The organism is Paraburkholderia sp. SARCC-3016, assembly GCF_031119615.1.
In the GTDB taxonomy this organism is placed as follows: Bacteria; Pseudomonadota; Gammaproteobacteria; order Burkholderiales; family Burkholderiaceae; genus Paraburkholderia.
On record NZ_JAVHZD010000043.1, the window covers coordinates 20,412 to 42,365 of the forward strand.

Sequence of the window (21,954 nt, forward strand, 5' to 3'; positions counted from 1 at the left end):
TCAACGTCTCCCGCCGACGCTGCGGCGCGCGGCCGCGACGATATCGCCGACCTGCGGCACGGCGGCTTTTTCGAGTTCCGGGTTATACGGCAGCGGGCAGTCGGCACCGCCCACGCGTATGACCGGCGCGTCGAGATAATCGAACGCCTCGCTCTCGCAGACGATCGACGCGATCTCCGCGCCGATGCCGAGCTGCTGTACGCCCTCATATACGCAGATCAGGCGAGAGGTCTTCTTCACGCTATCGACAATCGCATTGCGATCGATCGGCCGCACGCTGCGCAAATCGATCACTTCCGCGTCGATGCCCTCTTCTTCGAGCTGCGCGGCCGCTTCGAGCGAGCGGATCGCCATCACCGATGTCGCGACGATCGTCACGTCGCGCCCCGCGCGGCGCAGCGCCGCCTTGCCGATCGGCTCGGTGTAATAGCCCTCGGGCACCGGCCCTTTGCTTCTGTACAGCAGCTTGTGTTCGAAGATCATCACCGGGTCGGGGTCGTCGAGCGCGGCGAGCAGCAGCCCTTTCGCGTCGTGCGGCGTACTCGGCTGAATCACCTTGAGGCCCGGCACATGCGCGAACCACGCTTCGAGGCTCTGGCTGTGCTGCGCGGCGGCGCCCGTACCGGAGCCGGCCGGAAAGCGCATCACGAGCGGCACCGATACCTCGCCGCCGAGCATGAAGCGCAGCTTCGCCGCCTGGTTGACGATCTGCTCCATCGCGAGCGTCGCGAAATCGGAGAACTGGAATTCGTAGATCGGCCGCGAGCCCGTCAGTGCGGCGCCGACCGCGATACCCGCACCGCCCAGCTCGGAGATCGGCGTATCGATCACGCGCTCGGCGCCGAAACGCTGATAGAGGTCGCCGGTCACCTGAAACGCGCCGCCGTACACGCCGATATCCTCGCCCATCACGAACACGCGCTCGTCGCGCGCGAGTGCGATCGCGATGCCTTCCTGAATCGCTTGTGCATAGGTCAGCTCACGCACGTTCGCATCGGTATTCAACCCGGCGTTCGCATCGGTGTTCGCGCTCATCGCGCGGCTCCCGCCGTTCCCGGCATGCGGGGTTCGGCCTGCGTATAAACGTAGCGCGTGAGCTCGGCGCGCGACGGCGCCGGGCTCGCCTGCGCAAACGCAAGGCCTTCTTCGATCTGCGCTTCGACGTCCGCGCGCATCGCAGCGGCTTGTGCCGCATCGAGCAGGCCGTAGCGTATGAGCTCCTGCTCGAAGCGCGGAATCGGATCGCGCGCGCTCCACTCGTCGATTTCATCGCGTGTGCGGTAGCGGTCGCGGTCGCTCTTCGAATGGCCGCGCAGCCGGTACGTCTCGCACTCGACAAGACTCGGCCCCGCGCCGCCGCGCGCTCGCGCGACCGCCGCTTCGCTGGCGGCCAGCACGTCGGCAAACGCATTGCCGTCGACGGTCACGCCGGGCATATCGTACGCGGCCGCGCGCTGCGCGATATGCGGCACGGCCGTGGAGCGCTCGACCGGCATCGACATCCCGTACCGGTTGTTCTCGCAGACGAAAATCACGGGCAGCTTCCAGATCGACGCGAAATTCAGCGATTCGTGAAACGCGCCCTCGTTGTTCGCGCCATCGCCGAAAAAGCACATGACGACCGAGTCGCGACGCTGGCGGCGAATCGACAGCGCAGCACCGACGGCGATCGGCAGCCCGCCGCCGACAATGCCGTTCGCGCCGAGATTGCCGCGCTGCACGTCGGCGATATGCATCGAGCCGCCGCGCCCGCGGCAATAGCCGGTCTCCTTGCCGAAGAACTCGGCGAACATCCGCTTCGGATCGGCGCCCTTGCCGATACAGTGGCCGTGGCCGCGATGCGTCGACGTGATGTAGTCGGCGTCGGTCAGCGGCAGCGTCGCGGCAATCGCGCTCGCTTCCTGCCCGATCGACAGATGCATCGTGCCGTGAATCAGGCCGCGCATATAAGCCTGCTCGGCGCTTTCCTCGAAACGGCGCACAAGAATCATCTTGCGCAACGCGTCGCGCAACGTTGCGGGATCGTGGCGGCAATAGATCGCGGGAGCCGGGCGCGGAAGCCCGGCGGTTCGCTCCTTTATTTGCTCGCCACGTTGTTCGCCCTGTTGTTCGCCCTGTTGTTCGCCCTGTTGTTCGCCCTGTTGTTCGCCCTGCCGCACGTCGTGTTGCCCGTCGTGTTGTTCCGCTGCTTGCCCGGCTACCTGCTGCATGAACGTCTCCTTCGCGTGCCGCGTGGCCCGTCTCGTGCCTCGTGCCTCGCGTGCGTCAAGCTGCCACGGCCGAAGCGCCGTGCACCATTTCGTCCTGGCGGCGCCGCAGCGCGACGATCGCCGACGCGGCATCGACCGCGCAATTGCGGTACGTCAGCAGTTCGCCGCGCCTGATCGGCTGCGTAACCGAACCGTGTTCGATAAGACCGCATGGCACCGCCTGCTGTGCACGCGCATCGGCAGATGTCATCGCCCACGCGCGATACGTGTATTCGCCGATCGCATCGAGCGGTTCGCCCGGCCGCAAATCCTTCTTCGCAACCGCGCACACTTCGACGACAGGCACCGGCAGCGGCTCCATATCGGCGCGCCCGTACAGCACCGAGCGCGCGCACGTGAGCGGCACTTCGAGGCTCGTCAGGTGATACGGCCGATAGAACGTGTAGTACGGACCCTTGCCGAGCTTCAGGTCTGCCATGCGCTGGCGCAGCCGCGGATGCGCGAGCTCCGCGACGACGAAGACGCCAGGCGCCACGCCCTTGCCGATCGTATAGTCGACCACGCCTTTGCTCGACAGGATCCCGCCATCGGCCTTCGGACACAGCACGCGATGCAGCTCGTCGAGCGTCGCGCTCGGGCCATGCATGCCTGGCACGTCGGGCACGAGGCCGGTTGCGTTGCCGATGGCGGCCATTTCCACGGCGGTTTTCGAGCCGTCGACGAACTCGACGAGCATGCGCGGGTTCATGTTGCGGCGCTGCGCTTCTTCGAGATACGCATCGGGTGTCGCGTCGATATTGAGCGGATTGTTCTTGCCCTTGCCCGCGGCGACGACCGGATAACCGAGCGCGCTGACGAACTGGATCAGTTCGATCGTCGAGCTCGGCTCGTCGCCGGCGCCGAGCGAATAGACGACGCCAAGGCGCTGCGCCTCGCGCCGCAAATACGCGCCGATCGTCACGTCGGCTTCGACGTTCATCATCACCAGATGCTTGCCGTGCTCCATCGCCACGAGGCCGATCTGTGCGCCGACCGCGGGCTTGCCCGTCGCGTCGATCACGACGTCGATCAGGTCGCTCGTGCAGACGAGCTGCGCATCCTGCGTGATCGCGATGTCGCCCGCTTCGATGGCCTGCGCGAGCACACTCGCCGTTTCGACCACGCGATAGCCGGTGTCCGCGGCATTCGCGACGCGCACCGCCGCGCATGCGGCATCGACGCGCAGATCGGCGATCGCGCCGATCGCAAGGCCATGCATCTGCCGCACCTGCGTGACGATGTCCGTACCCATTTCGCCGCTGCCGATCAGGCCGATGCGAATCGGCCGGCCGGTTGCCGCGCGCTGTTCGAGGTCGGCGGCAAGGCCGCTCGGCGTGATGTTGTGCATGAACATGTCTCCTTGCTGCAGGGTTTCGAATGCTCTTGCGATGGCACTTTTGTATTTTATGTTAGCAGTATGTTCACGAAAGGGACAAGGCCGCGCATTGCGAAAATCGCGGGCTAACGCTCGGGACTACCCCTGGATGCGCGGAAAAGGCGCGCGCGAACCGTGCATGCGGCGAACGCGCGCGCATGCACGGTGCAGTGCAAAAAAGATCGGAAAGGACAACGAGGAAAACGCGCGTTACGCGCCGCCCGCGAGCTTGAGCACGTCTTTCGCGGTGTATTCGTCAGTGATCAGAACAGTTGGCTTGAGCAGCTTCAACGCGCCGGCGAGCGCATGAACCTTGCCCGCGCCGCCCGCCGCGAGCACGCGCACCGGCACTTTTTTGATGATGTCGAGCGGCACCGACATCACGCGTTCGTTGATCGGATGATCGACGAGCCTGCCGTTCGCGTCGAAGAAATTGCACAGCACGTCGCCGATCGCACCGGCCTTCACGACCGACGCACGATCCGCGTTCGTAATGAACTTCGATTGGTGCGAGGTCTGATCCGCGCTCGTGCCGGCCGCGCCGAGCACGACCGCGTCGAGCGATTTCGCGAGTTCGAAAATATCGGCGAGCCCGCAGCGCTCGATCAGCGTCTGACGCGTCGCCGCGCTATCGACGAACAGCGGCGCCGTCATCAGATAGCAGTCCGCCTGAAACAGTGTGGCAAGCCGCCACGCGAATTCGGCCGGATTGAACTTGCGCGCCTTCATGATGCCGCCGAGCAGCGAGACGATGGAGAGCCGGTCGACCGCGCGCTCCTCGATAAAGCCGAGCGAACTCACGAGCGTACGACCCCAGCCGACGCCGATGCGCATATCGGCACGCACGAGCGAGGACACGTACGCGCCCGTCGCCGCGGCAATCGGCGCGGTCGCATCGGCGCCGCGCGCGGACAGCGGCACGACGATCGCCTCGCCAAGATTGAAGCGCGTTTCGAGCTGACGCTCGGCGTCGACGCATTCGGCAAGACGGTCGCCGATCGTGATCTGCACCTCATTGCGTTCGCGCGCGGCCGCCAGCAGGCGCACGACCGTTACGCGTCCGACCCCGAGCTTCTGCGCGATTTCGCTCTGCGTCATTTCCTCGACGTAGTACATCCACGCAGCGCGCAAACGCAACCGCCGCGTCGGATTCTGCTCGTCGCTCTCCATGCTCGGCGCGGAAATATTCGCCTTCGGCAAGCTCGGCTCCTATCATTAAAAAGTCGGCATCGGTGCTGAACAGTTGTGCTATCTTAACTTCAAATGTTTCATCGCTGACGCTCAGTCATTGTGCTCGGCATCGAGAGTGCGCGGAGCGCTGCGCCACTGGGTCTCACATCGGGTTCGACACGAGTTTTTCTTCGGGAAAGCCATGGAGACGAAATCGCTGTTGCCGCAGCAACTCTCGCGAGACATCAATCAGCTCGGCATCGCCCTGAAGGATTGTGCGCGGCAGTTGCGCTACGCGGCCCGCAATGTGCCGGGTCCGCTGCGCGGCGAAAACTCGAGCGAAGCGCAAACGGCGCAGACTACGGCCGGGCGCCCGCCGCTTACGTCACAGCGTTCGCCGCGCTCGCCGCTCTCCTCGCTTCCCTCGCTATCGCTTGAATCGGTGGCGCACCTCGCCGACGATCTGCTCGAAAGCGCCGAATCGTTCGCGGGCCACGCGGTGCCGCCGCTGCAGGACCACTGGAAGTCGCCGGTGCCGTTGGCATCGCTGACCACTTATCTCGGCGCATCGAGCAGCGACACGAAGGCGCAGCGCAAATTCTCGATGTCGTACTACGCGGCCGCCAAGCAAGTCGGATCGTAGCCATGTCGTTCTGTGAGCCAAGGAGTTGGTAGAATGTTTTGTCTTCCTAAGACCGCTTGGCCTCCGACTTGCTGGCGAGTTCGCGCGAACGTTCGATCCAGTCGTCGTTCGCCGGCGGCACGGCGGCGCCGGGCGCGCTGGCGCGCCCCTGCGCGCAGCTCGCCGCATCGCTGATCGATCTGCAGCCGATCCGCAGCACGCGCTTCGATACGCTGCCCGATGTCGGCGCGCCCTGGTGGCTCGTCACCGAGCCGAACGCGTATGTGTTTCTGATGCTGACGGTCGCGTCGCTGTGCAGGGAAACGTGCCCGAACGGCATCGTCACCGAGCCCGATGCGGTGCTGCGCTTTTTCGCCGATGTGATCGGCGCGCGCGAAACGGCGCTGCGCACTGCATTGAAAGAGCGCGACCGCGTCGGTGCGCTCGCCGATGAAATCGCCCATATCGTGACGCATCTGTGCTGATCGCCGCGCACGATCGTTTGCCTGGTCGTTTGCCTGATCATTTACCTGGCCGTTTGCCTCATTGCTGATCGCCGAACCCGGGCCAATCTGCCCGCAAAGGAGCCGCGCATGTTTCAGGCGCCGCGCAACAGCCACGTGCAGCCGCCCCGTACATGGGAGCACGTGCAGAAATTGACGCTATGCCGACAGCTGTTGCAGCAGTGCTGCGACGAATATGGCGCGCGTCACGGTATCCGCATCGAAATCGACAGCCGCCGGTTCACCGCGGCTTTCTTCGCATGGATCGATGCGCTCGCTCACAACGACGATTATCGCCAGCGCAATCCGCGCGATTTTTTTCAGTTCGCATACGGCGTGCTGTTACGCGATCTGCTGCTCGAAAATGCCGTGCGGGTCGTGGAAAATCCGCTCGGGCACGTCGTCGATCAGGCCAGCGGCGACATGCGCGCCGCGCCGGCATCGTCGGACGATATCGCGCACTGGTGGCCGCCCGGCTACATGCTCACGTACTTCTGTATCGGCATGTTGAAGCGCACGCTGCGCGAGGAATGCGGCTTCCCGATCGAGCCGTCGGATGCACTTGCGCAGCCCGCGGTATGGCAGTCGTTTCGCGAGAATCTCGTCGAGGAACCGGCGCTTGCGATCGCGTACTTCGACAAGTTCATGGGCATCGAGCCGAACTGGCGCGAGCCGGGCTTTGTCGCGAACCGGCCGGCCGCCGCGCGGCCGCTGAAGAGCGTGCGGCCCGTCTGAGCTTTTCGCGCCCGGCGCCTACGGCAACGGCGCTTTCCGCAACCGGCAACGCCGCCTTCCGCCTACGCCAGCGCCGCCTTCAATCGCGCGCCGGCCAGCGGCAGGTCGCGAATACGTGCGCCGGTCGCATCGGCAATCGCATTTGCGAGCACGCCCGCTGCCGGACCCTGCGCCGCTTCGCCGACGCCGAGGAACGGCAATCCGGGCCGGTCGATCAGATGCACCTCGACGCGCTTGGGCACCGACGAAAAGCGCATGATCGGATACGTGCTCCAGTCGTAGCTCGTGATACCGCGCATGTCGAAGGTCGTCTGTTCGTAGAGTGTCCAGCTCGTCGTTTGCAGGATGCCGCCTTCCACCTGATTGCGCACGCCGTCCGGATTCACGATCTGCCCGCAGTCGATCGCGGCGACCGCGCGTTCGATCGCGACGCCGCCCGTATCGCGGTCGACGGTAATCTCCATCGCGATCGCGCAATACGCCATCAGGTTCTTGTACCTGGCGAACGCGAAGCCGACGCCGCGACTTGCGCCGCCTGCACCGTCGGCACCGGCGTGTGACGATTGCGCCGCGGCCGGCACGCGCCTCTGCCATCCGAAGCGTTGCGCGGCAAGTTGAATCACGTCGCGTGCGCGCGGATCGTCGAGATGCTTCAGACGGAATTCGACCGGATCCGCTTGCGCGACGAGCGCGAGTTCATCCATCAGGCTTTCGATCGCGAAGATGTTCATATGCGCGCCGAGCGAGCGCATCGCCGATACGCGTATCGGCATGTCCGGCAAGAAGTGATTCTGCACGTGCAGGTTCGGCACGCGATACAGCGGAATGCTGTTGCGGTCGCCGCCGCCTTCGGGCATCGGAATCGGCTTCGGCGGCGCCGGTGTGAACGGCTGCGCGAGCAGCTGCGCAGGCAGCAGGCGTCCCGCATTGTCGATCCGGTTGTTATGCGTGTTGCTCCACAGCTCGTAACGCCAGTCGACGATCGTGCCGTTCGCATCGAGCGATGCGCTCGCATGCGTCGTCATCGCGGGGCCGAACGGCTCCCACGTGTGCTCCTGCTCGCGCATCAGCTGCACGCGTACCGTGCGGCCCGGCACCGCGCGCGCGATCAGCGCGGCGTCGGCGGCCACGTCGTCGGCGGCGTTGTGACCGTAGCATCCCGAACCTTCCACATGGATGCAACGCACCCGCGCCTTCGGCAGCGACAGCATTTCCGCGAGCCCCGCGCGCAGCGGAAAAACGCCTTGCGTGTGCGACCACACGGTCAGCGATCCATCTTCGAAACGGGCGAGCGCGCATGACGGGCCGATCGAGCCGTGCGTCATATACGGCTTGCTGTAGCGTACATCGACCGTATGCGCGGCCGGCGCCGCAGCGCCGCTCTGATCCGCGACTTTGATTTCCTGCGCGGGCAGCTTCATCAGCGTTTCGTGGATCGTCGACGGATCGGGCAACGCCGGCCCTGCCTGCCACTGCGCGGCCGCCATTAACTCGCGCATCGCGACGATCGCCTGCCATTCGTCCACCGTGACGACAGCGAGATAGTTGCCGTCGCGCACTACCTTGAGTACGCCTGGCAAGCGCTCGACTGGCGCCGTGTCGAGCGCGGCCAGCGTCGCGCCGTACGCGGGCGGGCGCACGACGCGCGCGTGCACCATCTGCGGCATGCGCATGTCCTGGATGTAGCTCGGGCCGCCCGTCACCTTGCCCGGAATATCGACGCGCGGCAGCGTATGGCCGACCACATGGAACTGCGCGGGCGGCTTCAACGGCACGCCCGGCTGCGCGCTCCGATGCAGATTCGTGCCGCTTACCGCATCGCCATACGACAGACGGCGGCCGTCGGCTGCGACGATCTGGCCGGCTTGCGTGGTCAGCGTCGACGCATCGACATGCAGCTGGGCGGCCGCCGTCTGCAGCAGCAGTGCGCGCACCTGCGCCGCCGCGTTGAAGATGGCGGTGCCGCTGTCGGCGACCGAATGGCTGCCGGCCGTATAACCTTCGTTCGGCGTTTCTCCGGTGTCGGCGGTAATCAGCGTGATCGACTGCGGCTCGATGTCGAGCTGCTCGGCGGCAAGCTGCAAAAACGCGGTGCGAATGCCGGTGCCGAGTTCGGCCTTGCCCGTGCACACCGTGACCTTGCCCGCCGTGTCGATGCGAATCCATGCGTCGAGCTGCGGCGTCGTCTTCAGGCTGCCCGGCAGCTTCGGCGCGAGCGCGGTGAACGTGCCGGCTTCGGTGGTGGTGCTCTGCGCCAGCGCATCGCGCGGCCGCGGCAGCAGCGTGAAGCCGACGAGCAATGCGCCGGCGGTCAGGAAGCGGCGGCGGCCGGCGTCGATGTCGGTCTCACACGCCGTGTCTTGCGCGCCGTTCTGCGCAATATCGTGTTCCATATCGATGCCGCCTGCTGCGTCATCGTTCATGACTGGCTCTCCACCCGATGCTGCCCGCTCATGTTCGATGCCGCTTGCCGGATCGCCGCGACGATCCGCATATGCGTGCCGCAGCGGCACAGATTCGGCTGCATATGCTCGCGAATCTGTTCGTCAGTTGGCGCATCGACACGTTCGAGCAGCGCCTGCGCGCGCATCATCATCCCCGCGATGCAGTAGCCGCATTGCGCAGCCTGCTGATCGATAAACGCGCGCTGCAGCGGCCCTGGGTGCTCGATGCTGCCGAGCCCCTCGACCGTGCGCACGGCGCGCCCGTTGCATGCGGCGACCGGCAGCAGACACGAAAACACCGGCTCGTCGCCGACGATCACCGTGCACGCGCCGCACTGCCCGAGCCCGCACCCGTACTTCGCGCCATTCAGTTGCAACTGGTTGCGCAGCACGTAGAGCAGCGGTGTCGACGGGTCGACATCGATGTCGTGACGGACGTTGTTGACGGTCAGCGTCATCATGGTTCAGCGGTCTCCTTTCTGATACGCGCGACCGCGGCGGCATCGAGGCCCGGCCACGGCGCGTGCGCGCTGAAACGCGCGCGCGTGTAGTTCGCAAGGTCGGCGATCTGCGCGTCGGTGAAGGTCTGCGCGAACGGCGGCATGAAATGCGCGGCGGCGCTGCCGTGCCAGCCGATGCCGTCGAGAATCATCCGCACCGCGTTGCGCGGGCTATCCGCATTGACCGCCGTACCTTGCGCGAGCGATGGACGCTCGCCATGCGTCGTCATCGGCGCGACGGTGCTGTGGCACGACACGCACGCCGCATTGAACAGCGTCGCGCCGTTCGCGAGCGCCGCCGGCGGCGCGAGTGCCTCGAGTTCGACAGGCTGCCGATGCGCGGTCGTAGCCGCAGCGGTTGTCGCGTTGCTCACGCCCGCGCGCGTTTGCAGCGACATCACGTAGGTTGCGATTGCTTCGGCATCTTCGAGCGGCGCCTTCGCGAGCGACTGCGTGACAGGCAGCATCGGTCCGGCCGCCGCGCCGTGCTCGCTCGCAAACCCGGTGCGCAGATAGGCGACGAGTTGCGCATGCGTCCACGGCGTCGGCGCTTGCCAAAGCTTCGTCAACGCGGGCGCGTCCCAGCCTTCGAGCGTGCCGCCCGCAAAAGGCGCGTCGCGCTTTTCGGCGCCGAGCCGGTTGAGCGGCGTATGGCACGCGGCGCAATGCGCGACGCCGTCGACGAGATAACGGCCGAGCTGCCATTGCACCGCGTAGGCGCTATCGGCCTTATCCGCGACGCCGGCATCGGTGGCCGGGGCCGATGCGGCGGCGCCCGCCGGAGCCGGCACCGGCGCGGGTTCGGTGGCAGCTACGGTGGCAGCCATCGAAGCCGGCATCGACGCAGCCGCATCCGCACCGACCACTGCCGACGAAATGGCGGGCGCGACGGCCGGCGCCGCTGCGGCGCGCTGCGGCCCGCGCCGCAGATAAAGCATGTTCCAGCCCGCAACGAGCGGCCGGAAATTCAGCGGGAACACGAGCCGGTTCGGCGGCGCGGCCGCATGCACGGGCGCGCGCGACATCATGAACGCATAGAGGTCGGCGATATCCGTCGCGGTCATATGCGTGAAGTGCGGATACGGAAACGCCGGATACAGCAGATGCCCGTCGCGCGATACGCCGTCGCGCATCGCGCGCGTGAACGCATCGAGCGTCCAGTCGCCGATGCCGGTTTGCGGGTCCGGCGTGATGTTGGTCGCGTAGATCGTGCCGAAAGGCGTCTGCAGCGGACGTCCGCCCGCGTAAGGTTTGCCGTGCGCCGAGGTATGGCAGACGATGCAGTCGCCGAGCGCCGCGAGACGCGCGCCGCGCGCGATCTGTGCAGTATCGGCCGCATGCGCGGGCGGCGCCGTGGCCGGATCGATCGCGGGCTCCCATGCGCGCGACAGCCCGGCGGCAACCGCAAGCACGATAGCGACGAAGACGATCTTTCCTCTCATTCGACCTCCAGACGTGGCACCATCGACGATACAGGCTCATCCTTTCAGCGAGCCTTATCGCAACGCCGTTGCGCGCATGTCCCTCTGTTGATTCCGGTTACGGGTCCGGCGGTCCGGTCCGCAGTCGAGTCGTATGATGCATCGGCCGGACAAAAGCTGCTCGACGCGCATCGCGCGCGGTCCACCTGAAGCGATAGCCGCCTTGCGCGGAATTGGCGACGATAGTCGCCGCGAGTCCCGCACGAGCGCTCAATGCTCTACTTTTCCTCTTCGCGATTCGCTCGCAACGGAAAAATGAGCAGCGCGGCCAGCACACCGATCACGCCGCCGATCACGGTCTCCCACAAGCGCGCCAACAGATACGGTACCGAGTGAACCCCATCCGCGGCCAGCGTGATCATGAGAATGAATGCGAAGGCGCCGCATGCGACGTCGTAGCGCTCGGGCAGGCTCATCGCGTAGACGATCATCGCGAGCGCCGCAAGCGCCCAGACCACGAGCGGCGCATGCTCGGCAAGCGGCAGGCACACGATGCCGAGCGGCACGCCGACCATCGTGCCGACGATGCGCTGTCGCGTACGCAGCACGGTGGCCGTCGCCGACGCGGCCACGACAAACGTGCAGCCCGTAATCGCCCACTCCGATTCCTCGAGCCCGATCAGCTGATTCAGCGCGACGACGATCAGCGCGCCCGTCGCCGCCTGCAGCCCCATCACGAATTCGGGCGGCCAGCGCCGTGCAAATCCCGGCGGCGCCGGCGGCACGGCGGTAAAAGCCGCGAGCAGCGCCGGATGCTCGGCCGGCCCGCTCAACAGACGCGGCACGATCGAGCCGAGCATCGCGATCAGCACTGCCACGGCGATCGCCGGCACATCGGGCGGCCCGAGCGTCATCGCCGATGCATAGAGCTGGCCGATATAGATCTGCGCACCAAGGCCCGCGCCGAGCACGCCGAAGCGCTTCATATAGCCGACGCAGAACGCGCCGCTGACGAGCACGATTTCGGGCCCGGCCCGACCCGCGCCGGTCAAGGACGGGAGCAGCGCGGCATAGAGCGCAGCGCCGATGCCGGCCGCGATGCACAGCAGCGCGAGATCGCGGCTCGATTCGGCGCGCGTGGTCCTCGCTTCGAACACGCTTGCCCAGAGCGCGATGCTCGCGGCGAGCGTCGTCAACATCGCGCTCTGCTGTACTTCGCGCGTGACGTCGTGCAATGCGCCGAGTGCGGCGGCGATGCCGTACGCGGTAACGAGGCGCAGCCCTTTTACGCGGCGATGCGTGCCCGGGTCGACGCGCTCGAACCACGCCTCGAGCGCATGCAAGGGTTGCGCGAGGAAACGCCGCGTAAAGGCCCGAAGCGCGGCGCCGGCGGCGCCGCGAGGCATGCGGCGGGCATGGGGGAGCCCGGCCTGCGCGCTGTCGTCGGGCCGCGGTTGCATTGCATCGACCTGCTCGCGATCGTCCATGACATCGACACTGCCCGTAATCGACACAGTGTCTTTATAGACGCTTTGCACACCGCACGGCAATGGCGGGAAGCACCGCAAGCGATGCGCTGCCGCCAGCTGCGGCCGAAGCGGTGCCGGCCGGTCTCGACGATCAACCTTGCCGCGGCGGATGGCCGGACTGCATCGCGAACGTGGCCGGATTCAGTTCGATATGCAGAATCACGAGCCAGCGCTTCGGGCAATCGGCGGCGATGCGCAGCGCACGCTCGTTGCCGTTGCGAATGGCCTCGTCGATCTTCACATAGCCCTGCTTGCGCGCGCATCCGAACGCGCGGCGTGCATCGGCCTGCAGCCACAGCGTGAGCAGACCGCAGGTCATGCAGCTGAAAAGCCACACGACCTCGTGCGGCAACGAACTGTCGAGCTGCTGCGCGACGTACGTAAAAGCGGTCGTCAGCACCTGATTGACCGCGAACGCGATCGCAATCACCTTGCACATGCCGCGCAGCATCATCAATGGCCGCGCGTACACGATCAGCGCACCGGCGCTACCGGTTCGATTCATGCGATTCATGCGGCACGCGGAAAAGTCGGGCAAGGCAGTTCGAGGCGGCGCGACCAGTTCGCGAGCGTGCGCGCGGCGACCGGCGGCTTGCTCAGAATCGCGCTGTCGTAATCGCGATCGGCAAAGCGCATCACGTCGATGATGCGAAAGCCCTGACTGCGGTAGAACTCGAGCAGATGCGCGGCCGGATAGGGCGTATCGAGCGCGAGCTGCGCATAGCCGCGGATCGCGGCCCAGTGTTCGGCAAACGCGATCAGCGACTTGCCGATGCCGCGGCTTTGCCATGCCGGCTCGACGCCAAACTGGCGCAGCGTCGCGACATGCTCGACGCGATAGTGCTCGCAGGTCGACTCCGCGTCGCGCGCATACAGCGTCATCGTGCCGACCGCCTGGCCGCCGCAGACCGCGACGAAGCAATCGCCGGCTCGCGCGCGCTGCTTCGTCGCCGACGGCGTCTGGGCGACGCACAGGCAGTTCAGGCCCATCATGCCGAGCCGCGCGAACGCGCGATGCAGCATCGCAGTCAGTTGCCCGTACGAGTCGCGCGACGGGTCGAAGCGGCGCAGCACGACGCTCCCGGCGCCGCTGCCACGCTGAACGGTTGCGATGCGGGAAGCCTGTTCTGTCTGATTTTCAGCCGCTACGCGTTGCTTGTGCATGAATACCTCCAGACTTCGCTCGTTGCTCGAAGTCCTGACTTCATTGGAACATCGGTTGATCGACGGGACGCGTAGCGGTCGGTGTGCGGTGCTGCCGCGCACCGCGCGCGCTCGCCTGATCCCGGCATTAATGCGCGCCCGCCAGTTCGGCGCGCAGATCCTGCAGCGCGGTGCGGGCCTGCGCAAGCCGCTCGACCAGTTGCGCCGACGCGCGCGTGAGCGGCATACGCGTTTCGTCCGTGAGCGGATGGTCGAACGCGAGCATCGCCTTGATCGCGGCGGGATTGGGCGCCGCGAAGAGCAGGCGCAGCAACGGCGCGAGATTGTCGAATAGCCGCTTTGCGTGGTCGCCGCGGCCGTCGCAGTGCAGTTCGCCCACCTCGACGAGCAGGTCCGCGCAAACATGCGCGCTCGCGAGGATGCCGCCCGCGCCGCCCGCGTCGAGGCATTCGACAAACGCGTCGTCCGTGCCGCACAGCACGTTGACCGGCAGACCGCGCAGCGCGGCGAACTGATCCTTCGCGCACTCCTTGATCGCGACGACGTTGTCGAACTCGAGCAGCCGGACGACGGTTTGCGTCGCGATCGCGACGCCCGTGCGATGCGGCACGTCGTACAGCACGACCGGGCGTTCGGTTGCGCACGCAACCTGTTCGAAGTGCCATTGCACGCCGGCCTGATCGGGGCACACGTAGGCAGGCGCCGATACGAGATAACCGGCGCAATTCCAGCGCTCGTAGCGGCCGATCTCGCGCACCACCTCGCGCGTATCGAAGCCGCCCGCGCCGACGAGCACCGGCAGGCGGTCGCCGACCACGTCGAGCAGCGCCTGCAGCACGGTCACGCGTTCGCTTTCGGACAGCAGGGCCGCCTCGCCGGTCGTGCCGAGCGCGACAAAGCCGCTGATCCCGGTGCGCAGGTAATAGTCGGCAAGACGCTGCAAGCCTTCGATATCGACATCGCCGTTGCGAAACGGCGTGACGATCGGCAGCCAGATACCGGAGACCATCAGTGCGCCTCTTTCAGGGAGCCGATACGTTCGAGTGAGCCGATCAGCGCCTCGGGCACCGACGCGATCAGCGTATGCATCGTGAAAGCGAGGTCTTCGGGGGCGATCGAGAAGAGTACGCGCACGCCGTCACGGACGACTTCCGTGCCGGCGACGTAAACGCCGAGCGGCGAGTGCAGCAGCGATCTGAGTTGCAGGCGCGCCTCGCTTTCGGATTGCCCGATCAGCGTAACGGGCAGAAGCACGCGTGACAGCGGAAAAGGGATGACGTTGTTGCTGCGCTGAGCAGGCTTTACAGCGCGTGAAAGCGAGCGTACGCAATCGGGGACTTCGGACGGTTGAGAGAGAGCCATGATGAGCGGTCAATCCCGCAGTGGTTGGTCGAGACAGTGACGAGATTAGTCGCGCGGGTATAAATGCGGTGCAAAAAAGCGGCAGCCGCGCGAAAAAATGCAGTGCACGCACTGACAATTTCCCTGCGGCTGCCGGCAATGCAAGCGCCCTTTGCCCATACCTGCCGGCGCATGCCTCTCTAGCGCCTCTTAGCACCGTTTCAACTTGATGACACGCGAAATCTGACCTGTCGTGAAGCTGCTGTTGCGCGCGTAAGGCGCACATTCGAGCGGCGCCGTCAGCGACTGGTCGGTCGCATACTGGCCGACATAACGGAAACGATCGGTTTCCGAGCGGATAAACACGGGGATCGGGTTTGTCTGTTTGGCGAGCGTGCGGCCGGCGGCACGCGCGGCCGCCCCGCTGTTGCAAAGAACCACGTCAGGCGCCTGCGGATTCAAATCCATGCGCAGACACGCAGCCACCACTTTGCCGCGTCGGGTCGGCAGAAAGGCCTGCTTGCTGCCGCCGCACACGGTGTGAATATATTCGCGAGAATATTCCTTGCCGATTTCGAATTCGTCCATAAAGGCCTCCAGAGATCCGCTCGAAGCGAAACCGCTTCAGCGCAGAGACCAGGACAATAGCGAAATCCGCCTAAAACACTTGTCAATTCGGCGCGAGGCGCGATAAAGGACGCGTATTTTTTCGTCGCGTGTTCGCCTATCGCTGCGTCAGTCCTGTTCGCACACGCGCGCAAGCGCCCGGTCCATCGCTACCGCATACAGCGGATCCAGTGCATGACCCGTAACGTAGTCCTGCGTGGCGCGCGCCAGTTGCGTGCTGCAATCGGCCTGTGCACGCAAGGTCTTCGTATCGGCGAGCGCCTGGATAAAGCCTTGCTGCAAACGGTCCAGCTCCGGACGAATGTCCTTCTTCAGATCCACGCGCTTTTCGTCGGGCGCCTGTCCGGCGCGGTGCCATTGCGCGAGTAACCCGTATTGCACGAGTTTATTGGCTTCGATCTGGTCAGCGAAGAAATGCGTGGCGAGCTGCGTCGGCACACCGAGCGCGCGCGCCTCTTCGGCGGCGGCCTTGATCACGTCCGCCTCGCGCGGCAGGTCTTCGACGGGCTTATGCGAGTCCCACTTCGACAGTGCGACCTGCCGCGCGATATGGAGGCGCGCAACGGTCATTTCGAGCAACGGCAGAAACGGCTGGTTGTTCGCGGGCGCGCTTTCGGACGGCGGCGCGGCAAACAGCAGAACAGCGGCGAGCGGAGTAACCAGAAAACGCGATTTATGAAAACTGAACTTCAGCATCGGTCGGATCCTTATGCAGATGGATGCGGGCGCCGGCACAACGGCCCGCGAAGGCGCGGGCTGCGCCCGGAGCCCCAATAACGTCTGTCGCACAGGCCTTATTCCACAGCATCGAACTTTCATCGAGCCTGCGCGCAACGCCTCGAGCGCGGCGCATCTTCGACAAGTTTGTCCACCCTACGTTCAGACCGCGCAGCGCAAGATCAGCTGTCAGAACCGGTAGTCAAGCTTCAGCGTTGCCGCCTGCGCCGATGCATGGCTCGTCGCGATCAATGCGTCGTAACCGACCGACACGGTCAACGCTTTGGTCGGCTGCATGCCGACGCTGACGCCCGTGGTCAACTGGTCGTGCGGCAGGTTCGTGCCCGGTGCCGCGAACAGCGTGCCGTCCTGCGCACCGACCGTGACGACGCGTCCCGTGCCGAGCAGTTCGCGTGCGTAGCCGACCCGCAACTCCAGATTAACCGGCTTTAACTGGTTACCAAAACTTCGGTCAAAAGTGAGTTGCACATACGGCTGCAAACTGCGCACGTTGTCCGTGCCGACGTTCAGATCCTGGCCATTCGCGCCGCTCTCGCTAAAGCCGTTTGCATGCAGATACGAAAAGCGCATACCGATGCGCGGCGTGAGCGTCACGCTGCCGATCGAAAGCGGCATCGCTGCCTGCGCAGCCGCTGTGGCTTCCTGCCCGATGTGATCGCCCTCGGCGGTGCCGAGCGGACCGAACGGCCGCTTCTGCGACAGAAAATCGACACCCGCGCCGACCACGCCGGACACATCGACGGGCCCGATCGTACGGCCGCCGTAGAACGCCGCGCGCACCGTATCGGTCGTACCAGAATCGCCGGTGCTGTCTTCGCTGATGTCGCTGTGGTTGTAGCTGCCCGAGAAGCCGACCGTATACGCGCCCACCTGATGATCGAGGCCCGCGATAAAGCCATAATTGCGCGCCTCGAAGCCGGGCTGGCCACGCGTGCCGTGCACGCTGGTTTGCGAACCGGTCGCGTCGATCCATACCGACGAACGCGACGATTGCGACATCGCCGCGCCGGCAAGCGGCAAGCGCTCGAGCAGCGCGGCGTTCGCCATCTGCGCCGACAACGCGAGGTTGGTGCCGAGCGCGGTGAAGATGCTTGTGTCGATCGGCGCGACGACTGTCGTGCCGCCGCCCGCCGACCCGCCGCCGGGCGCGCCGCCGTCGGCAGGCGGATCGCCGCCGGGTGGCTGCTGCGCATCGCCGGCCAGCACGAGATCGACTTCGTTCGCGCCGTATTGCACCGACTGCTGCAGCGCACCGAGTTGCGCGCCCGCCGCGACCGTGCTCGACACGCTGGAAAAGGTTCCGTTCACGCCTGCGCCGGCCGTGACGATTGCATAACGCTTCGGCTGGTACGTGCCGGGGTCGTACAGAACCTGCAGCCCGCCGTTGAGCGCCGCGGTGCCGCCCACATGCAATTGCGAGCCGGACGTCGGGCTCACTTCGATCGCAAGCGACGCGTTGCTCGCCTGCGAATAGTTGCCGCCCACGGTCAATGTGCCGATCGAGCCGCCCGGCATCACGACGCCGTTATTGACCACGTTGCCGGTAATCGAGCCGTGACCGCGCAGCGTACCCGGCGCATCGACGATGACATCGCCGCCGAGTTGCGCGCCCAGATTATCGATATCGCCGACCGCGAGCGCGCCCGACATCACTTCCGTCACGCCGGAGAACAGATGACTGTCGCCGTTCAGCACGACGGAGCCCGTGCCTTGCTGCACGATTCGCCCCGCGCCCGTGACGTTTCCGGCATAGATGATCGCATCGGGCCGGTTGAACACGAGCAGACCGTCGTTGACCGTGTTGCCGACCAGATCGCCCGCCGCTGTGCCCTGTCCGATCGTCAGAATGCCGCCCGACGACACGACCGGATTCGTCAGCGATCCGAACAGATTTTGCGTGCCGCCGGAGAGCACCTGCGTGCCGCTCACGGACGCGCCGCTCGAGACGATCTGCAAGCCGCCGCTTGCGACGACCGAACCGTTGGCCGTGCCGCCCGATTGCACGTCCTGCGTGCCGCCCGACGAGACCATCGTGCCGGACGTGACGCCGCCCGCGCCGACCGTTTGCGTGCCGCCGGAGGCGACCATCGTGCCCGACGCGACACCGCCCGAACCGACCGTTTGCGAGCCGCCCGACGAGACCATCGTGCCCGACGCGACGCCGCCCGAACCGACCGTTTGCGAGCCGCCCGCGGCGACCGACGTTCCCGAGGCGGCGCCGCCGGCGCCGACGGTTTGCGACCCGCCCGACGCGATTGCCGTGCCGCTTGTCGTACCGCCGCTCGCAATCGTCTGCTGCGCACCGCTGCCGACCGACGTGCCCACGGTCTTCCCGCCCGCCGACACGACTTCGCTGCCGCCGCTGCCGAGCACCGTGCCGCTCGCGGTGCCGCCGGCGACGATCGACGTGCCGCCGCTCGTGACGATGGTGCCGCTTGCCATGCCGCCCGAGGCGACGATGCTCGAGCCGCCGCTGCCGACCGAGGTGCTGCTTGCCGTGCCGCCGGCCGACACGAGCTGCGTGCCGCCGCTCAGCTGCGTGCCGCTCGTCTTGCCGCCCGACGAGACGGTCTCGGTGCCGCCGCTGTCCACCTGCGTGCTGTTCGCGACACCGCCCGACGCTACGGCCTGAGCGCCACCGCTGCTCACGTGCGCGCCGCTCGCGCTGCCGCCCGCTACGTTCTGCTGGCCGCCGGACGTGACTTGCGCGTTCTGCGACGAACCACCCGAAGAGACGATTTCGACACCGCCGCTGCCGGCCTGCGTGCCGCTCGTCACGCCGCCGGAGCCGACTGCGACGCTGCCGCCCGCCGACACCGTCGTGCCGCTTGCCGTACCTGACACGGTCTGCGAGCCGCCGCTCGCGACTTGCGTTCCGACCGTCGTGCCGCCACGCGATACGACTTCGGAACCGCCGTCGACGATCGAGCCGCTCGCCGTGCCGCCGCTCAGTACATTCTGCACGCCGCCTGAATGGACGGTCGTGCCGTTCGCCGTGCCGCTCGCGGAGATGAATACCGTGCCGCCGCTGCCGACCGACGTGCTGTTCGCGCTATCGCCCGCGAGCACGGTCAACTGGCCGCCGTTTTCGACAAGCACGTTTTCCGCGTCGCCAGCGGAGATCACGAACGCATTGCTCGAATTCGTCCCGGTGACCGTGGCCGACGTGTTGGTAACCAACGCAGCGCCCGCGAGCTGCAGCACATCCGTTGCGCTCGCACCGGCTGACACGGCGAGCGTGCCGCCTCCCGACACCGTGGTCTCCGATGCGCTGCCGCCCGTCAGCACGGTCTGTATGCCGCCGCTGTCGACAACCGCGCTGGACGTCGTGCCGCCCGCCGCGACGATCAGCCGGCCGCCGCTGCCGGCCGTGGCGGAGATCGCCGAATCGCCATCGAGCACCGTCAGCTGACCGCCGTTCTCGACGATGACGTCCGACGCCACGCCATTGGAGATCGTGAACGAACCGCTCGCGTTCGTGCCGTTCACGGTCGCCGACGTGTCGGTGATCAGCGCAGCGCCGGCGTTTTGCGTGACGTTCGTTGCGCTGCCGCCGCCGGATACGATCAGACGGCCGCCGTTGTTCACCGTCGTGATGGTCGCGGCGGCGCCCGACGATACGAGCAATTGCCCGCCGTTGCTGACCGTCGTGCTGTTCGCGCTCGCCCCGTTCTCGATCGTCGCGCTGCCGCGCGTGCCGAGCTGCGTGCCGCTTGCGCTCGTTGCGCTCAGCACATCGAGCGAACCGCCGGCTTCGAGATACACGCCCTGCGCAACGCCGCTGGCGATCGAGAACGGGTTCGTCGTGCCGTTCGCGGCGTTGGTGCCGTCGATGGTCGCGGACGTATTCGTGATCAGCGCCGCGCCCGCCTGTTGCGTCACGTTCGTCGCGATGCCGCCCGCCGACACCGCAAGCGTGCCGCCGTTGCCGACCGTCGTCGAACTGGCCGAGCCGCCCGCCATCACGACCGCGGAACCTTGATTGACGATGTGCGTACTGGAGGCGCTCGTGCCGGACAGCACGGTCAACGTGCCGCCGTTTTCCAGCAGCACGTTGTTTGCGGTGCCGCCTGAAATCGCAAAGGTGCCACTGGCATTCGTGCCGCTGACGCTCGCCGAGGTGTCGGTGATCAGCGCTGCGCCGCTCGACTGTGTCACCCCCGTGGCGGTCGCGCCCGCGGACACCGCGATCGTGCCGCCGGAAAGCACCGTCGTACCGGTCGCCGAACCGCCGGCCGACACGGTCTGCCGGCCACCGGCGCTCACGGTCGCGCTCGTCGCCATGCCGCCGTTCAATACGTTCTGCGTGCCGCCGTTGCCGATGTGCGCGGAAGTGTCGGTGCCCTGCACGTTCGCGGTGCCGCCCGCCGACAGCGTGGCCGACAGCGACGCGCCGCCCGCGGATACCGCCAGGGTGCCGCCGCTGACGATCGCCCCGACCGCCGAGCCGGCGCTGCCGATGTTTTCCTGCCCGCCATTGCCGACCGTCGTCGCGCTCGCGACGCCGCCCGACGAGACGTTCAGCGTGCCGCCCGCGCCGACGGCCGCCGACGTGTCCGTACCTGCGAGATTTTCGATGCTGCCGGCGTCGATCGTCGTGCGCGTCGCGCTGCCGCCGGCAGAAACGGTCAGCGTGCCGGCGTTATTGAGAACCGCGCCGATTGCCGAACCACCGGCGGCGACGTTCTCCCTGCCGCCATTGATCGTGCTTGCGCTCGCCACACCGCCCGACGAGACGTTCAACGTGCCGCCTGCGCCGACGCGCCGACAGATCCGTGCCGGCGACATTATCGATGCCGCCTGCGCCAAGCGTCGTACGCGTCGCATTGGCGCCGGCCGAAACGTTCAACGTGCCGCCGTCGACATTCGCGCCGACCGCGGACCCGCCGCTATCGATAAAGCTCTGCGCGCCGCCGAGCAGCGTCGTCGCGCTCGCCGTGCCGCCCGACGACACGGTCTGCGATGCGCCGCTCGACAACGTTGCCGAAATATCGGTTCCGGCGACCGAATCGACGCCGCCGGACAGCACCGTCGTGCGCGTCGCGCTGCCGCCGGCCGATATATCGATCCGCCCGCCGCCGCTGACCGTGGTCCCGCTCGCGACGCCGCCCGCCGCGACCGACACCGCGCCGGTGCTGTCGACCGTCGCGCCGCGCGCCGCGCCACCGGACGACACGACGAGCAAGCCGCCGATGCCGACGCTCGTGCTCTGTGCGACACCGCCCGCAAAAATGGCTTGCTCACCGCCCGTGCCGACGCTCGTACTGCTCGCCACGCCACCCGACCGCACGTTCTGCACACCGCCCGCGGTGACGCTGTCGCCAATAGTCGTGCCGAGCACGTCTTCGTTGGCGCCGATCGTCGCGCCGGTCTCGGTGTCGCCCGCGGCCACCGTCGACTGCGCGAACGCACCAGGCGCAAACCACGGCTGCACGGTCAGCGCCGCGAGCAGCATGCCGAGCAGGCGCGAGCACCGGCGATAGCGCCGGCCGAACGCACGCCCGGCGTGCACGCGGCGCCAGGTGAATGGCTTCAT

19 protein-coding genes are annotated in these 21,954 nt (G+C 66.7%); 3 read left to right on the top strand and 16 right to left on the bottom strand.

Annotation, left to right across the window (positions count from 1 at the left end):
- The 4 genes from QYH69_RS31525 to QYH69_RS31540 form a co-directional block, all read right to left on the bottom strand.
- Window positions 1–1,035, bottom strand: coding sequence for an alpha-ketoacid dehydrogenase subunit beta (locus QYH69_RS31525; RefSeq protein WP_308835588.1), 1,035 nt, complete (start codon window positions 1,033–1,035; stop codon window positions 1–3).
- Window positions 1,032–2,210 carry a thiamine pyrophosphate-dependent dehydrogenase E1 component subunit alpha gene (locus QYH69_RS31530; RefSeq protein ID WP_308835589.1) on the bottom strand — a complete coding sequence of 393 codons (1,179 nt, stop codon included), beginning with the start codon at window positions 2,208–2,210 and terminating at the stop codon, window positions 1,032–1,034. The genes QYH69_RS31525 and QYH69_RS31530 overlap by 4 nt, the downstream gene beginning before the upstream one ends.
- Window positions 2,211–2,265: 55 nt before the next feature.
- The gene (locus tag QYH69_RS31535) at window positions 2,266–3,597 is read right to left on the bottom strand and encodes a homoserine dehydrogenase (RefSeq protein ID WP_308835591.1); all 1,332 of its coding nucleotides are present in this window, start codon (window positions 3,595–3,597) and stop codon (window positions 2,266–2,268) included.
- 237 nt (window positions 3,598–3,834) lie between these two features.
- A complete protein-coding gene (locus QYH69_RS31540; protein ID WP_308835592.1) occupies window positions 3,835–4,824 on the bottom strand; it encodes a sugar-binding transcriptional regulator in 990 nt (329 codons plus the stop codon).
- A gap of 172 nt (window positions 4,825–4,996) precedes the next feature.
- On the opposite strand from QYH69_RS31540, the gene QYH69_RS31545 reads away from it, so the two are divergent.
- The 3 genes from QYH69_RS31545 to QYH69_RS31555 all read left to right on the top strand — a co-directional run bounded on the left by QYH69_RS31545 (window position 4,997) and on the right by QYH69_RS31555 (window position 6,654).
- Entirely contained in the window at window positions 4,997–5,437 is a 441-nt protein-coding gene (locus QYH69_RS31545) for a hypothetical protein (protein WP_308835593.1), read from the top strand.
- 56 nt (window positions 5,438–5,493) lie between these two features.
- Window positions 5,494–5,901 (top strand): hypothetical protein, encoded by a 408-nt coding sequence (locus QYH69_RS31550; protein WP_308835594.1) that lies wholly within the window; start codon window positions 5,494–5,496, stop codon window positions 5,899–5,901.
- A 108-nt stretch (window positions 5,902–6,009) separates the two neighbouring features.
- Window positions 6,010–6,654, top strand: a complete 645-nt coding sequence (locus QYH69_RS31555; protein ID WP_308835595.1) for a hypothetical protein — start codon at window positions 6,010–6,012, stop codon at window positions 6,652–6,654.
- A gap of 62 nt (window positions 6,655–6,716) precedes the next feature.
- On the opposite strand, the gene QYH69_RS31560 is transcribed toward QYH69_RS31555, so the two are convergent.
- From QYH69_RS31560 to QYH69_RS31615, 12 genes are all read right to left on the bottom strand, one after another.
- Window positions 6,717–9,047 (bottom strand): molybdopterin cofactor-binding domain-containing protein, encoded by a 2,331-nt coding sequence (locus tag QYH69_RS31560; RefSeq protein ID WP_308835610.1) that lies wholly within the window; start codon window positions 9,045–9,047, stop codon window positions 6,717–6,719.
- Window positions 9,048–9,073: 26 nt separating this feature from the next.
- Window positions 9,074–9,559, bottom strand: coding sequence for a (2Fe-2S)-binding protein (locus QYH69_RS31565; protein WP_075157959.1), 486 nt, complete (start codon window positions 9,557–9,559; stop codon window positions 9,074–9,076).
- A complete protein-coding gene (locus QYH69_RS31570) occupies window positions 9,556–11,040 on the bottom strand; it encodes a cytochrome c (RefSeq protein WP_308835596.1) in 1,485 nt (494 codons plus the stop codon). The genes QYH69_RS31565 and QYH69_RS31570 overlap by 4 nt, the downstream gene beginning before the upstream one ends.
- A gap of 257 nt (window positions 11,041–11,297) precedes the next feature.
- The gene (locus QYH69_RS31575; protein ID WP_374992538.1) at window positions 11,298–12,425 is read right to left on the bottom strand and encodes an FUSC family protein; all 1,128 of its coding nucleotides are present in this window, start codon (window positions 12,423–12,425) and stop codon (window positions 11,298–11,300) included.
- Between the two features lie 214 nt (window positions 12,426–12,639).
- On the bottom strand, window positions 12,640–13,053 hold the full coding sequence (locus QYH69_RS31580) for a hypothetical protein (protein WP_308835598.1): 414 nt from the start codon (window positions 13,051–13,053) through the stop codon (window positions 12,640–12,642).
- A gap of 5 nt (window positions 13,054–13,058) precedes the next feature.
- The gene (locus QYH69_RS31585; RefSeq protein ID WP_308835599.1) at window positions 13,059–13,712 is read right to left on the bottom strand and encodes a GNAT family N-acetyltransferase; all 654 of its coding nucleotides are present in this window, start codon (window positions 13,710–13,712) and stop codon (window positions 13,059–13,061) included.
- 127 nt (window positions 13,713–13,839) lie between these two features.
- Complete coding sequence (locus QYH69_RS31590) at window positions 13,840–14,721, bottom strand: 4-hydroxy-tetrahydrodipicolinate synthase (protein ID WP_308835600.1); 882 nt, start codon at window positions 14,719–14,721, stop codon at window positions 13,840–13,842.
- Window positions 14,721–15,074, bottom strand: a complete 354-nt coding sequence (locus QYH69_RS31595) for a hypothetical protein (RefSeq protein ID WP_308835601.1) — start codon at window positions 15,072–15,074, stop codon at window positions 14,721–14,723. The genes QYH69_RS31590 and QYH69_RS31595 overlap by 1 nt, the downstream gene beginning before the upstream one ends.
- Before the next feature lie 189 nt (window positions 15,075–15,263).
- Window positions 15,264–15,641, bottom strand: coding sequence for a DUF6697 family protein (locus QYH69_RS31600; protein WP_308835602.1), 378 nt, complete (start codon window positions 15,639–15,641; stop codon window positions 15,264–15,266).
- A 147-nt stretch (window positions 15,642–15,788) separates the two neighbouring features.
- Complete coding sequence (locus tag QYH69_RS31605) at window positions 15,789–16,376, bottom strand: chorismate mutase (protein ID WP_308835603.1); 588 nt, start codon at window positions 16,374–16,376, stop codon at window positions 15,789–15,791.
- 210 nt (window positions 16,377–16,586) lie between these two features.
- Entirely contained in the window at window positions 16,587–21,161 is a 4,575-nt protein-coding gene (locus QYH69_RS31610; protein WP_308835604.1) for an AIDA repeat-containing protein, read from the bottom strand.
- On the bottom strand, window positions 21,061–21,954 hold the full coding sequence (locus QYH69_RS31615; RefSeq protein WP_308835605.1) for a hypothetical protein: 894 nt from the start codon (window positions 21,952–21,954) through the stop codon (window positions 21,061–21,063). Before QYH69_RS31615 ends, QYH69_RS31610 begins: the two co-directional genes overlap by 101 nt.

Bases quoted from the DNA above. Each gene is read 5' to 3' on its own strand.
- QYH69_RS31590 (WP_308835600.1), bottom strand. From the start codon at position 14,721: ATGGTCTCCGGTATCTGGCTGCCGATCGTCACGCCGTTTCGCAACGGC.
- QYH69_RS31585 (WP_308835599.1), bottom strand. From the start codon at position 13,712: ATGCACAAGCAACGCGTAGCGGCTGAAAATCAGACAGAACAGGCTTCC.
- QYH69_RS31575 (WP_374992538.1), bottom strand. From the start codon at position 12,425: ATGCCTCGCGGCGCCGCCGGCGCCGCGCTTCGGGCCTTTACGCGGCGT.
- QYH69_RS31565 (WP_075157959.1), bottom strand. From the start codon at position 9,559: ATGATGACGCTGACCGTCAACAACGTCCGTCACGACATCGATGTCGAC.
- QYH69_RS31560 (WP_308835610.1), bottom strand. From the start codon at position 9,047: ATGGAACACGATATTGCGCAGAACGGCGCGCAAGACACGGCGTGTGAG.
- QYH69_RS31615 (WP_308835605.1), bottom strand. From the start codon at position 21,954: ATGAAGCCATTCACCTGGCGCCGCGTGCACGCCGGGCGTGCGTTCGGC.
- QYH69_RS31555 (WP_308835595.1), top strand. From the start codon at position 6,010: ATGTTTCAGGCGCCGCGCAACAGCCACGTGCAGCCGCCCCGTACATGG.
- QYH69_RS31545 (WP_308835593.1), top strand. From the start codon at position 4,997: ATGGAGACGAAATCGCTGTTGCCGCAGCAACTCTCGCGAGACATCAAT.
- QYH69_RS31605 (WP_308835603.1), bottom strand. From the start codon at position 16,376: ATGCTGAAGTTCAGTTTTCATAAATCGCGTTTTCTGGTTACTCCGCTC.
- QYH69_RS31525 (WP_308835588.1), bottom strand. From the start codon at position 1,035: ATGAGCGCGAACACCGATGCGAACGCCGGGTTGAATACCGATGCGAAC.
- QYH69_RS31580 (WP_308835598.1), bottom strand. From the start codon at position 13,053: ATGAATCGAACCGGTAGCGCCGGTGCGCTGATCGTGTACGCGCGGCCA.
- QYH69_RS31595 (WP_308835601.1), bottom strand. From the start codon at position 15,074: ATGGCTCTCTCTCAACCGTCCGAAGTCCCCGATTGCGTACGCTCGCTT.
- QYH69_RS31530 (WP_308835589.1), bottom strand. From the start codon at position 2,210: ATGCAGCAGGTAGCCGGGCAAGCAGCGGAACAACACGACGGGCAACAC.
- QYH69_RS31535 (WP_308835591.1), bottom strand. From the start codon at position 3,597: ATGCACAACATCACGCCGAGCGGCCTTGCCGCCGACCTCGAACAGCGC.
- QYH69_RS31600 (WP_308835602.1), bottom strand. From the start codon at position 15,641: ATGGACGAATTCGAAATCGGCAAGGAATATTCTCGCGAATATATTCAC.
- QYH69_RS31570 (WP_308835596.1), bottom strand. From the start codon at position 11,040: ATGAGAGGAAAGATCGTCTTCGTCGCTATCGTGCTTGCGGTTGCCGCC.